This window comes from Brevundimonas sp. UBA2416 (genome assembly GCF_002343105.1).
Classification (GTDB): domain Bacteria; phylum Pseudomonadota; class Alphaproteobacteria; order Caulobacterales; family Caulobacteraceae; genus Brevundimonas.
Genome location: NZ_DDRM01000037.1, coordinates 165,483 through 177,215 on the forward strand (window position 1 = coordinate 165,483; position 11,733 = coordinate 177,215).

Below are 11,733 nucleotides of genomic sequence, written 5' to 3' on the forward strand. Positions count from 1 at the left end.
ATGGTTGAACGCCATGCGGTAGACAATCGACCGCCCCTCGATCCGGGCGATCGTCTAACGGAGGTGCAGTTGATCGTCGTTGAAGACGCCTTGGCCCGGGAGGAGTTGGCCGCGATCCGCGAGGTGCTGGAACGAGCCCCCTTCAGGAGCGGCGAACGCACCGCCGGCACGGCGGCAGCGAAGGTCAAACATAACGAGCAGGCCAGAGGCGATGATCCGGAGGTCATCGCCTTAGGCCATCGAGTAAAACGCTCCCTTGAGATGCATCCTGTCGTAAAAGGCCTCGTCCGTCCCGTCCGCTGGAGCAGTTTGCTGTTCTCCCGGTATGGACCCGGCCAGCAGTATGGACTTCACGCAGACAACGCAGCCATGCACGACCCTACAGGCTGGCCGCTGCGAACCGACGTCAGCTTCACCGTCTTCCTGTCCGATCCGGACACCTACATTGGTGGCGCGCTCCTCATCCGGAGCCTGGATGGCGATCGTGAGTTCCGCCCGCAAGCGGGCTCGGTCGTCGTTTACCCGACGGGCCTCCTGCACCGGGTGACGCCCGTAACTGCCGGTATTCGATTGGCGTGTGTGGGTTGGGTCCAGAGTCTGATCCGCCGGCAGGATCAGAGAGAGGTGCTCTTCGATCTGGAGCGTCTTCGCGGCGGTGCGCGAGACGAGGACTCCCTGGTCCTCGACAAGACCATTGGAAACCTTCTTCGAATGTGGGGCGAAGACTGAACGTGAAACGACCCTGAAGCCAAGGTTTGCCGCTTCCGGGCCGTTCCGAACCTGTCTCGATCAGTCGTCCCAGCGATCGTCGTCGCGGTGCACATCGAAGACACAGCCTATGTCCACACTAGCTCCAATCAGTCAGACCTGCGCATCGGCGGCTGGTCGCTGCACCCTGTCCGAAAGCGGACGTTGCCAACCGCTGTGTTGAGTCACTAGTGGACCTTGGCGGTCCCCGCCGTCAGCCTTCGTTCGGCGCCCTGAACCGCGCACCTCGCGCACCAAGCAGGTTCCACCCCGCCGTGGTGGGCCGGTATCCGGCCCGGCCCGAGTCCCGCGCAAGACCGAACACCGCGAGCCTACGGCTCCGGTCCGGGTCTTCCGTTCGCTCGGGGTCGACAAGGTCGAGAAGGGCTTCGAGGCGGTGTTGATCGTTCATGTCCGTTCGTTGCCGCGAAGCCGTTCCGCGATCAAGCCTCGTCGGCCGCCAGCAGTCGAAGCTGTTCGAGACGCTCGCGGCAGACCGCCTCGGCCAGGCGACGGAGCACCTCGACGCGTTCGGTCAGCCACGCCAGTTCCTCGGCGGTGATCTTGTAGTGTTTCGAGTATCGGGCCTTCACATAGGCCTCGCGCAGGAGCTCGAAGCAACGGCGCTCGAACTTGGTCTCCCTCGGCCAGGCCTCGGCCAGCCGGGCATCGACGGCCTCGCACTTCTTTCGCAGAAAGGCGAGGTTGTGCGCCTTGCCGCTGTAGAGCGTCACCACCAACAGGATGCAGTGGTAAAGGTGCTCTGCCGCTTGGTGCAGGCTGAAGGCCGCTAACTTGTGGTTCCCGCGCTCTTGGTAGAACCGGGCTCCCGCTTGAAACTCCGCCGAACTCGACATCCATTCTGCGAAGAAGCCTTCGGCCTCCACCAGCGCCGCCTTCGCCTTCAGGTCCGCCGGCTTGTGCAGCTTCGCCCCCGGCGTGTCGTGGAGCAGCACCCCCTCGCGCAGGATGTCGGCGAAGAAGTAGCGGCCCCGGTCGAGCTGTTCGTTGACGTCGTCCAGGCTGTGCACGATCAGACTCACGGGGGTGCGGATCAGGGTCTCGCCGGGCATCAGGCGGTTCTCGGCGTCGTGCCAGAACTCGCCGTCGGTCAGATCCTCGTGGTCGACCACCACCAGCAGGTCGAAGTCCGAGAAATACCGCCCCACCGGATCGTGCACCCAGTCCCCGCGCGCATAGGAGCCGTAGAGGATGATCTTGAGGATGCGGCCGTTCTTGAGCCGGGCGGCCCGGCGCGTGGCGACGGCGGCCGCGAACGACTCCTGGATGATCTCCACGACCCGGCGCAATTCCACCTGCTTGCGCGGCGGCAGATGATCAAGGCTCTTCTTCATTGTCCGGGAGTCTCCCCGATGGGGCGCCGCTCCGCAAGCGCCGATCCGGCCCCTCGCCCGCACATCACGCCCCGCCCCGGCGCGCCCGGCGCCAGTCCTCGGGGTTGGTGAACGGCCCTGCCCAGACGCCGACGCCTGCGGCGCGGGCCGCCGCTTCCTCGGCGACATAGGCGTTTCCGGCGTAGCGGGCGTAGCGGACCGCCAGCCCCTGCCGCACCAGCCAGGCGCCCACGTCCTCGCCGCCGACCTCGCACCGGGCGACCATGCGGCCGTAGCGGTCCGTGTCCTCCTCGAAGCAAGCGACCGTCCGGTCCCGCAGATGCGCGTCGAGCCGGTTCGCCGCCGACTGGCCGCAGCGGTACGCGCGTCCATCGGCGCCGTCGCACGACTGCCGCCCCTCGGGCGCGTCCACGCCCCACAGCCGGATGCGCCGGTCGTGGATTTCGAGGGTGTCGCCGTCGATCACCGAGGCCCGCCCGACGACGGTCGGCTCCGCCGGCGTGCAGGCGGCGAGGAGCAGCAGGACGGGAATCAGAAAGCGCATCGGACCTCTGTCATATCGCAAAGGCGGCACCGGCGCGGTGTTCGCGGTTATCGCCCCTCCCCTTCATCGCCGTCGTCGCCTTCTGGCCGCCGTCGCCGCGCGAGCGCCGCCGCAGGGGGCGCGAGCGCCGGGGGGCGGTCGCGAGGATGGGCCGCGCGCCCCGGAAGGACGCGCGGCCTGTCGGGCTCAAGGGCCTTTCGTCACTCGGCCGCGAACGACCAGCCGTCCCCGGTCGCCTGCGGGGCCGCGTCGTCCGGCTCCGCTTGCGACCCGGGCTCGGCCTCGGCTTCGTCCCCGTCGCCCTCCTCAGCCGGCGGCGCGGTGCGCAGCAGCGGCGGCAGCCAGCCCCGGCCCTCGACCAACCCTTCGGCGGCCTCGGCCATGTCGGCCTTTTTCAGCCCGGCGATGCGGGCCGCCTCCTCAGCGCCGACCGCCTCGGTCACCGCCTCCAGCACCCGCGCCTTGGGAACGCGCAAGAAATAGCTGGCCGCCGTGGCCGACCACGTCCCGGTCATGTCGAGGCCGACCGCCGTAGCCAGCGTCTCGGCCTGCGCCAGAACGCCGGGCCGCCGGTCGTGCGGGTCGCGCACGGCGTGAACGCCGAGCCCGGCGCAACAGGCCATCAGGTCCAGTTGCTCCGACGGTGCCAAGGCGGCGACGACGGGCCACAGGGCCTCGGGCCGCTCGGGCAGGCGCGCGCCCCAAGCCTCGCGCCGGTCGCCGACCCGGCGTCCGGCGGGACGGTTCCACACATCGGGGGCCAGCCGCTCCAGACCGCTCACCGTCAGCCGAAGCTGCAGCGGCGTCCACAGGCCGTAGCCGGGATAGAAGACCTCCAGCGCCATGGCGTGGACCACGACCGACAGGGCGGCGGCGGGATCGGCCTGCACCGCGTCGCGCAGGCCCATGGTCCGGTGCGCGGTCAGGTCCATCACCAGCCGATCCGACAGCGGCGCCAGACGGGCCCCGGCGTCCGCCCCAAGGGCGTCGGCGTCTCCCGCCCCCTCCCCGGCCGCTGCTCCGGCTCCGTCCGCCCCGGCGGCGTCGGACGCGCCTTCCTCCGCTCGGCCCTCCTCCGCCCACGGCGGCGGCTCCTTGGCGATATCCTCCGCCCGGACCAGACCGCGCTCGAAGCGGGCGAGGCCGTCATGGCCGAGCAGGACCATGACCCCGGCGCGGCCCTTGGCGTCCGCCGTGTAGTCGTATTCGGGGCCGAAGGCCTGCAAGGCCGCGTCTATCTCCTCAAGCCGGGCGTCCACCTCGGGCGGCAGCATCTCCGCCGCGTCGGTTTCCGAGACGAGCCGGTCGTATTCCGCCGACAGGGCGGCGATGGCGGCGGCGTCCGCCTCCGAGCGCTCGACCGCGACGGGATAGACCCGCCCGAAGCCGGAGAGGTCCGGGTAGTCGATGATGACCTCGGCCCATTTCCAGCCCTCGCGCTGGCGGGCTTCGTCGGCCAGCCCGGCCAGCTTGTCGCCGACCAACCGGTCGAGCAGCACGGGGTCCTCCAGCCAGCCGCCGCCGTCCTCGGTGAACAGGTCGCGCAGCACCGAGCCGCCCGCCGCCTCGTAAGTCTCGACGCCGACGAAGCGGGCGCGCCGGTCATCGACCCGCACCTTGGCCTCGGTCATGGCCCGGCGGATGGCGTAGGCGGGCGTATGAGGGCCGATCTGCTCCAGCACCTGCCGCTGCCGCTCCCGGTCCTCGCTGACGCAGAAGGCGGTCAGCTGGTCGAGCGCCAGCGCCCCCTCGCGATAGGCCGCCATCAACTCCGGCGCCGCCGCCCCGAGCCGCAACCGCTGGCGCACCACATGGGCCGACACCCCGAACCGGGCGCCGATCTCCTCGGGGCCGTAGCCCTTCTCCTCGGCCAGCCGCCGGAAGGCCTCGAACTGGTCGGCGGGGTGCATGGCCTCGCGGGTGATGTTCTCGTCCAGGCTGATCTCGTGGGCGTCGTTGTCGGCGTCCACGATGACCCGCACCGGATGGGTGCGCTTGATCGCCTTGCGCTTGGAGAGCAGCCGCAGCGCCTGCCGCCGCCCCTCGCCGATGGTGACGAGGTAGGCCCCGGTTGGAACCCCCTCCCCGTCCCGCTCGACCTCGACCACGGGCGGCTGCAACACCCCCTTGGCCTTGATCGACGCCGCCAGCGCCTCGATCCCGGCGTCGCTGTGCCTCACCTTGCGGGCGTTCCTCGGCGACGCCTTCAACCGGTTCAGCGGAACCACGATCTCCGCGCCATGCGCGGGCTCCGCAGCGGCCACGGCGGCGGCGTCAGCCGCCGCCGTTTCGAGAGCTTGAGTGGATTGAGCCGTCATGTCTGCCTCCTTTGGGCATGGGTTGCAGGCACGCGAACTGCGCGCCTGAAACCCTGCCCGTCGGCGAGACCGGGGTAGCAAGGGCCAGGGCGGACCGGCCGGAGGGGGATCGCCCGACCTGCACAAGCCTGACCCCCAATGACGGTCATGACGATCATCGCCGGCGCGGAAGGTTGGGGAGCCCGGCCGGTCCGGCGGCGAAGCCGCTTCACCCTGACCCGCGCGAGGGCGGAGCCCTTAGCCCTGTTCGGCCTGTCGGCGGCGTCGAGCGCTGCCTCCAGGCCTCGCTCAGTCCGATCCCGCGACGGTGGACAACCTGTCCTCGCGACCATCGTCAGGCCGGAACCGCATTGACCCGCCCTGCGTGTTCGCCCTTTGTTCCGACATGGCCTACCGCAAGACTGTCCTGATCGAATGGCAGACCGTCGGGTCGCGCCGATCTTACTTCGTGCGTCCAGGCAGCCGTTCGCGGCCATGGATCTGGTTTCGGGACGGCGACGTGCCGGAGTTCGAGGGCGCGTCCGCGCGCTTCGTGGTCGAGAAGCGCGCCGGCCGCTGGGCGGCAATCGAGAGCCTGGAGACCCCAGACGCGGCCGCCCGCTGAACCTGAGACGGACCGGCCGGCTCCCGGTCCCGCAACCTCCCCACCGTCCGCCTTCGGGTTTCCCCTTCGCCGTCTTTCGACTTCGATTCCCGAAACGAAGGAGACCCCGATGGTCCAGGCACAACCGCCCCTGCGTCGAACGATCAAGAAGCCCGAGCTGCGCCAGATGGTGCCGCTGGCTGACAGCACCATCTGGGAGATGGAGCAGCGCGGCCAGTTCCCGCGGCGGTTTCTCCTCACGCCGCGCTGCGTCGTCTGGGATCTGGCCGAGGTCGAGGCCTGGCTGGCGCTGCGCCGGGCCCAGCCGATCCGCCGCGCCCCGGCCCCGGACGTCCGCAAACGGATCACCCGCCCCGTCAGAGACGCGGGTCGAAGCGGGGACCGGCGGACTCCGGGATCGTCAGCACCGGCGTGAACGCCCGGCCGGCCTCCCAGGCGTCGACTGCGTCCGACCACTGCTGCGCCATGTGACGCCGCTGCGCCTCGAACTCGGCCTTGTTGTAGACGCCGCGCGAGGAGCGCTCCTCGTGGGCGAGGCCTTTCTCGATCCAGTCCGAGTTGAAGCCCATTTCGTGCAGCAGCGTCGAGGCGGTCCGGCGCAGATCGTGGACGGTGAAGGGCTCCAGCGGCAGGTCCCTGTCGCGCGCCCGCTCGGCGATGGCGCTGGTCACCCGGTTGAAGGTCGCCCGCGACATCGGCGCGTCGGCGTCGTAGCGGGACGGCAGGATGTAGCGCGAGTTGCCGGCGCAGGTCTTCAGCGCGATCAGGATGTCGAGCATCTGGGCCGAGAGGTAGACGTTGTGCGGCCGCGACCGCTTCATCCGCTCCTTCGGGATCGACCAGACGGCGTTGGCGAAATCGACCTCGTCCCAGGTCCCGTCCTGCAGCTCGCTCTTGCGCACCATGCTCAACAGCACGAACTTCAGCCCCAGCCGGATGGTCGGCAGGGTCGCCACGTCGCCGAGCAGACCCAGCATGATCCGGATCTCGGTCGGCGACAGCGACCGGTCCCGCGGCCGGAAGGTGGCGATCGACGCCGGCCCGACCCCGTCGGCGGGATTGTCGATCTTCTCGCCGTGCAGAATGGCCCAGGCGTATATCTGTTTGACGATGTCGCGCACGTGGATGGCCGTCGCCGGCGCGCCGCGCTCCACGATCGTCTTGCAGTGCGCCCGCAGATCGTCCGGCGTGATCTCGCCCAGCAGCCGGTTCTCCCACTGCGGCAGCACCTCGCGGTTGAAGATCGACCGGCGCATGTTGCGGGTGCTGTCCGCCATCGGCGCGTGATCCATCCACCGGCGCGCCGCGTGACCGAAGCTGCGCGCCTCCGCCCGCCGTCGCTTGGCCCGCTGTTTCTCGAGCGCCGGCGAGACCCCCTCGGCGATGCTCCGCTTGGCGTCGAGCACAAGTTCGCGGGCCTTGGCGAGCGACAGACCGGCCGGGCCGTAGGCGCCGAAGGTGACCGTCTCGCGCCGCCCGTTGAAGCGATAGTCGTACTTGAAGGAGACCCCGCCTGACGGTGTTACGAGGACGTACAGGCCGTCCCTGTCGGTCTTTTTGTAAGGCTTTGGTTTTCCGCGCAAATTGCGCAGTTCCGCGTCCGTAAGCATGCCAAAATCACTCCAAAAGACCGTCAGGCGCTTTCGGGGTCTTTCGGAGACTTTTTCTTGTGCAAAATCAGAGCTTTGGCTGGGAAAAAGACCGTCAGGCCGCCGTCGGCCCTATGACGGTATGAATCGGAGTCGCCGGAAGCAATGGGCGCGAGACCGTCAGGAAGACCGACGCACGGCTTCGCTGCCCCTCGAACGATGTCGAAAGGAAGCGAAGGTATTTATCTTGTAAGTCAGCGTTTTAGCGACGTTTTCGAAAGCGCCGCCGAAAGGCTCCGAAAGCCCCGGACTATTCCCACTCAATCGTTCCCGGCGGCTTGGACGTCACGTCATAGACCACCCGGTTCACGCCTCGTACCTCATTGACGATACGAGTGGCGCAGCGGCCCAGCACATCCCACGGGAATTCGAAGAAGTCGGCGGTCATGCCGTCGGTCGAGGTCACCGCGCGCAGCGCCAGCACCTTCTCATAGGTGCGGGCGTCGCCCATCACACCGACCGTCTTGACCGGCAGCAGGACGGCGAAGGCCTGCCAGATGCTGTCGTAGAGGCCGGCCTTGCGGATCTCCTCCAGATAGATCGCATCGGCCTGCTGCAGGGTCTCGACGGCGTCCGGCGTGATCTCGCCGGGGATGCGGATGGCCAGGCCCGGCCCCGGGAAGGGGTGGCGGCCCACGAAGGCGTCGGTCAGGCCCAGCTCGCGGCCGAGGGCGCGGACCTCGTCCTTGAACAGCTCGCGCAGCGGCTCGACCAGCTTCAGCTTCATGAAGTCGGGCAGGCCGCCGACATTGTGGTGGCTCTTGATGACGTGGGCCTTGCCGCTGGACGACGACACGCTCTCGATCACGTCGGGATAGAGGGTGCCCTGGGCGAGGAATTCGGCCCCCTCGATCTTGCCGGCCTCGCGGTCGAAGATCTCGATGAAGACCCGGCCGATGGTCTTGCGTTTTGTCTCGGGGTCGGACTGACCGGCCAGCGCGCCAAGAAATTCCTTCGACGCATCAACGTGGATCAGGGGAATGTTGTAGTGCTCCCGGAAGAGCGTCGTGACCTGTTTGGCCTCGTCCTTCCGCAGCAGTCCGGTATCGACAAAGACGCAGGTCAGCTGATCGCCGATGGCTTCGTGGATCAGCACCGCGGCCACCGAGCTGTCGACGCCGCCCGACAGGCCGCAGACGACCTTCGCCGAGCCGACCTGTTCGCGGATCTGGGCGATCTTCTCGTCACGATAGGCGGCCATGGTCCAGTCGCCCTTCAGCCCGGCGATGCCGTGGGTGAAGTTCTTCAGCATCGTCGCGCCGCGCGGGGTGTGCATCACCTCGGGGTGGAACTGGACGCCGTAGAACCGGCGCGTCTCGTCCGCGATGACGGCATAGGGCGAGCCCGGCGAGGAGGCGACGACGTCGAACCCGGCCGGGATGGCGACGATCTTGTCGCCATGGCTCATCCAGACTGTCTCGTCCTCACCGACCGGGGCCAGATCGGCCAGCAGGGGCGAGGCCTTCTCGACGGTGATTTCCGCACGGCCGAATTCGCGGTGATGCCCGCCCTCGACCTTGCCGCCCAGTTGCTCGCACATGGTCATCTCGCCGTAGCAGATGCCCAGCACGGGGACGCCGGCCTCGAATACGCCCTGAGGCGCCCGCGGGCTGCCCTCCTCGTGCACGCTCTCGGGTCCGCCCGACAGGATGATCGCCTGCGGCCTCATGGCGGCCAGCGCGGCCTCCGCCTTGGCGTAGGGATGGATCTCGCAATAGACGCTCGCCTCGCGCAGGCGCCGGGCGATCAGCTGGGTGACCTGGCTGCCGAAATCGACGATCAGGACCTTCTGGTGATCAGCGGGGGCGGTCATGCGGGCTCCGTGAGAACAGGCGTGAATTGGTCATGCAGCAGGTCGAGCGCCTCGGCCAGCCGGAGATCGATCTCGGCCAGGGCGTCGGTCCAGTGTTCGAGGCGGGACAGGTCCGTGCGGCCGTCCGAGACGCCGCGCAGGCCGATCACCGGCACGCCGAACCGGGCGGCGGCGCGGACCACGGCGAAGGTCTCCATGTCGACCATGTCGGCGTCGACCGCATCATAGCCGGCGCCGGAGACGACGCTTGCGCCCGTCGCCAGCCGGGCCGTCGGCAGTGCGGCGGGGCCGTCGGCCAGCGGCAGGACGGCCGGCAGGCGCGGGTACGGCGTCTCCCCCTTGGGGAAGCCCAGCACGCTGGCGTCCATGTCGCGGTAGCTGACTTCGGTCACCCGATAGACGCGGGCATGGTCGAGGGTGCGCGAACCGGCCGAACCAAGCGAAACCACCACGTCCACCAGGGAGCCTTCAGCCTGCAAGATCGCCAGCGCCTGGGCGACCCCGGCCGCGGCCTCGACCGGACCGACGCCGGTGATCAGCGGGCGGATGCGCTCGCGCAGCGCCGGGCCGTATTCGGGCTCGGCGGCGATGACGCAGAGGGCGGTCTTCGGACCGAAGCTGGAAAGGGTCCAGTCCCGGCTCACGCCCGCCGCTCGTAGAGGGCCACGAAGAAGCCGTCGGTGCCGGTCGACGCCGGGGACAGCCGCAGGCGGCCGCCCGTGGCGGCCCCGGCCAAACGCGTGCGCGCGGCGTCGGTGAGCGTCGGGGCCGCCAGCACGTCGGCGACCGGCAGGGGCTGGAAGCCCTTGTGGGCCGCCTCGAAGGCGTCGGCGACGGCCTCATTCTCGCGCGCCAGCACCGAACAGGTGACATAGACCAGCCGCCCGCCCGGCTTAACCAAGGCGGCGGCCTGACCGAGGATGCGCAGTTGCAGGGCATGCAACCGCTCAATCTCGTCGGCCTTCAGACGCCAAGCGTCCTCGGGCCGGCGGCGCCAGGCGCCGGAGCCGCTGCAGGGCGCGTCGACGAAGACCAGATCGGCCTTGCCGTTGAACTCCTCCACCCCGCCGCCGTTCTGGCCGATCAGCCGCAGGTCGGCGGCGACGCCGGCGCGGGACAGGCGCGGGCGGATGTTGTCGAGCCGCTTCTGCACCACGTCGCAGGCGATCAGCCGCATCGGCGCGGCCGCCGGGGCGGATTTCGCCGCCGCCAGCTCGTCAGCGCCGGTCGGCGACCAGCCGGCGGGGCTGGGCGCGGCCACCCGGGCCGGATCGGCCGCGGGCAGGCCCTGCACCGCCAGCGCCAGCGTCTTGCCGCCGCCGCCCGCGCAATAGTCGATGACGATGCTGTCCCGCGTGAACGACAGGCCGGCGCCGGCCACCCATGCGGTCAGCTGGCTGCCCTCGTCCTGAATCTCGATGCGGCCGGCGTTGAAGGCGTCCAGCGCCTGCACGTTCGGCGCGGGTTCCGATGGCAGCCGCAGGCCCACGGCGGACCACGGCGTGCGCTCGGGCGTCAGGCCGGTCGCCTTGAGTTCGGCGCGAGCGGCCTCAACGGTGGTCTTCGCCGTATTGACCCGCAGATCGACCGGCGCCCGCGCCATCAGCCCGGCGGCTTCCTCGCCCCAGCGGTCGCCGAAGGTCGCCTTCAGGTCCTCGACCACGAAGGCCGGCAGGTCCGTCGCGGTTTCGGGAAGGTCGCCTTCCCCCGCCGCGATCCGGGCCCGTTCCTGCTTCGACAGGGGCCGCGGGCCGTAGCCCTCACCCGAGTGCAGGGCCTCGATCTCTTCCAGCGACAGCTTGTCGAGGAAGGCGAGCGCCCCGACGACCAGCGCCCGTCCGTCCTCACGGCCGCCCATGGCGGCGACCAGCCGGCCGCGCGCGCGCAGCACCTGATAGACGCGCTCGGCGACGGCGCGGCGGTCGCCGGACCCCGCGTAGCGGTTGGCGGCTCCCCAGGCCTTGATCACCACCTCGGCGGGGGCGCGGCCCTGGGCGATGCTGTCCAGGACGGAGGCGGCGGCGGCGAGGCGGGCGGCTGGGGTCAATGCGGGCTTTCAGACGAAAAGGGCGGCGATCACCATGACCAGTCCGGCCAGGGCAACGAGCCAGACCAGACTGCGAACATAGGGAATGCCGAAAGCGTAGAGCGGCAGATAGATCAGCCGCCCGAAGAAGTAGAGGTGTGTGCCGATAAAGGTCAGTTGCCCGTCCTTACCGGCGATATGCGCCATGATCACGGCGGCGGCGAACAGCGGCAGGGTCTCGAACAGATTGGCCTGGGCCCGGATCAGGCGGCCGGCCAGCTTGCCCGGCGGCGGCGTGTCGCCGTCGCGCGGTCCTGCATTCCACTTCGCGCCCAGCTCGGCGGTCCGCGCTGCACCGGCCCAGCCGATCTGGACGATCGCCAGCATCAGCGTGAACGCCAACATGATGAATTCAGGCGTCATATCCATGGCTTGAGCCTCCCCGCTCATCCCTGACGATAGTTGGGCGCTTCACGCGTGATCATCACGTCATGGACGTGGCTCTCCCGCAGGCCGGCGCCGGTGATGCGCACAAAGCGCGCGCGGTCCTGAAGGTCCGCGATGGTGGCGGCGCCGACATAGCCCATGGCCGCCCGAAGACCGCCGACCATCTGGTGCAGCACCGGAGCGATCGGCCCCTTGTAGGGCGTCTGGCCCTCGATGCCTTCGGGCACCAG

12 protein-coding genes are annotated in these 11,733 nt (G+C 69.5%); 3 read left to right on the forward strand and 9 right to left on the reverse strand.

Going from position 1 to position 11,733, the window contains the following annotated elements; all coding sequences use genetic code 11:
* Positions 1-69: 69 nt before the first annotated feature.
* Positions 70-729, forward strand: a complete 660-nt coding sequence (locus tag B3E43_RS12200) for a Fe2+-dependent dioxygenase (protein ID WP_292029856.1) — start codon at positions 70-72, stop codon at positions 727-729.
* 461 nt (positions 730-1,190) lie between these two features.
* Here the strand turns inward: B3E43_RS12200 and B3E43_RS12205 are convergent, their stop codons facing one another.
* From B3E43_RS12205 to B3E43_RS12215, 3 genes are all read right to left on the reverse strand, one after another.
* Positions 1,191-2,102, reverse strand: a complete 912-nt coding sequence (locus tag B3E43_RS12205) for a HEPN domain-containing protein (protein ID WP_292029858.1) — start codon at positions 2,100-2,102, stop codon at positions 1,191-1,193.
* A 64-nt stretch (positions 2,103-2,166) separates the two neighbouring features.
* Positions 2,167-2,646, reverse strand: a complete 480-nt coding sequence (locus B3E43_RS12210) for a thermonuclease family protein (RefSeq protein ID WP_292029860.1) — start codon at positions 2,644-2,646, stop codon at positions 2,167-2,169.
* Between the two features lie 200 nt (positions 2,647-2,846).
* Positions 2,847-4,964 carry a ParB/RepB/Spo0J family partition protein gene (locus tag B3E43_RS12215; protein WP_292029862.1) on the reverse strand — a complete coding sequence of 706 codons (2,118 nt, stop codon included), beginning with the start codon at positions 4,962-4,964 and terminating at the stop codon, positions 2,847-2,849.
* A 385-nt stretch (positions 4,965-5,349) separates the two neighbouring features.
* Between B3E43_RS12215 and B3E43_RS12220 the strand changes: the two genes are divergently transcribed.
* Positions 5,350-5,568: a hypothetical protein gene (locus B3E43_RS12220; protein WP_292029865.1), complete on the forward strand. Its 219-nt coding sequence runs from the start codon at positions 5,350-5,352 to the stop codon at positions 5,566-5,568.
* A gap of 109 nt (positions 5,569-5,677) precedes the next feature.
* On the forward strand, positions 5,678-5,983 hold the full coding sequence (locus tag B3E43_RS12225) for a helix-turn-helix transcriptional regulator (RefSeq protein ID WP_292029868.1): 306 nt from the start codon (positions 5,678-5,680) through the stop codon (positions 5,981-5,983).
* Here the strand turns inward: B3E43_RS12225 and B3E43_RS12230 are convergent.
* From B3E43_RS12230 to B3E43_RS12255, 6 genes are all read right to left on the reverse strand, one after another.
* Positions 5,925-7,178 (reverse strand): tyrosine-type recombinase/integrase, encoded by a 1,254-nt coding sequence (locus B3E43_RS12230; protein ID WP_292029870.1) that lies wholly within the window; start codon positions 7,176-7,178, stop codon positions 5,925-5,927. The genes B3E43_RS12225 and B3E43_RS12230 overlap by 59 nt on opposite strands.
* Positions 7,179-7,467: 289 nt before the next feature.
* Positions 7,468-9,030: a glutamine-hydrolyzing GMP synthase gene (guaA, locus tag B3E43_RS12235; RefSeq protein WP_292029872.1), complete on the reverse strand. Its 1,563-nt coding sequence runs from the start codon at positions 9,028-9,030 to the stop codon at positions 7,468-7,470.
* Complete coding sequence (locus B3E43_RS12240) at positions 9,027-9,674, reverse strand: 5'-methylthioadenosine/S-adenosylhomocysteine nucleosidase (RefSeq protein ID WP_292029875.1); 648 nt, start codon at positions 9,672-9,674, stop codon at positions 9,027-9,029. The genes guaA and B3E43_RS12240 overlap by 4 nt, the downstream gene beginning before the upstream one ends.
* Positions 9,671-11,077: an RsmB/NOP family class I SAM-dependent RNA methyltransferase gene (locus B3E43_RS12245; protein ID WP_292029878.1), complete on the reverse strand. Its 1,407-nt coding sequence runs from the start codon at positions 11,075-11,077 to the stop codon at positions 9,671-9,673. The genes B3E43_RS12240 and B3E43_RS12245 overlap by 4 nt, the downstream gene beginning before the upstream one ends.
* 9 nt (positions 11,078-11,086) lie before the next feature.
* A complete protein-coding gene (locus B3E43_RS12250; protein ID WP_292029881.1) occupies positions 11,087-11,485 on the reverse strand; it encodes an MAPEG family protein in 399 nt (132 codons plus the stop codon).
* A 17-nt stretch (positions 11,486-11,502) separates the two neighbouring features.
* The coding region (locus tag B3E43_RS12255; protein WP_292029884.1) for an IMP dehydrogenase at positions 11,503-11,733 on the reverse strand (231 nt) is incomplete at its 5' end.

What these genes read in the sequence shown, in the direction of transcription:
- B3E43_RS12205 (WP_292029858.1), bottom strand. Translation starts at nt 2,102, where the DNA reads ATGAAGAAGAGCCTTGATCATCTGCCGCCGCGCAAGCAGGTGGAATTG.
- B3E43_RS12210 (WP_292029860.1), bottom strand. Translation starts at nt 2,646, where the DNA reads ATGCGCTTTCTGATTCCCGTCCTGCTGCTCCTCGCCGCCTGCACGCCG.
- B3E43_RS12215 (WP_292029862.1), bottom strand. Translation starts at nt 4,964, where the DNA reads ATGACGGCTCAATCCACTCAAGCTCTCGAAACGGCGGCGGCTGACGCC.
- B3E43_RS12220 (WP_292029865.1), top strand. Translation starts at nt 5,350, where the DNA reads ATGGCCTACCGCAAGACTGTCCTGATCGAATGGCAGACCGTCGGGTCG.
- B3E43_RS12225 (WP_292029868.1), top strand. Translation starts at nt 5,678, where the DNA reads ATGGTCCAGGCACAACCGCCCCTGCGTCGAACGATCAAGAAGCCCGAG.
- B3E43_RS12230 (WP_292029870.1), bottom strand. Translation starts at nt 7,178, where the DNA reads ATGCTTACGGACGCGGAACTGCGCAATTTGCGCGGAAAACCAAAGCCT.
- guaA (WP_292029872.1), bottom strand. Translation starts at nt 9,030, where the DNA reads ATGACCGCCCCCGCTGATCACCAGAAGGTCCTGATCGTCGATTTCGGC.
- B3E43_RS12250 (WP_292029881.1), bottom strand. Translation starts at nt 11,485, where the DNA reads ATGGATATGACGCCTGAATTCATCATGTTGGCGTTCACGCTGATGCTG.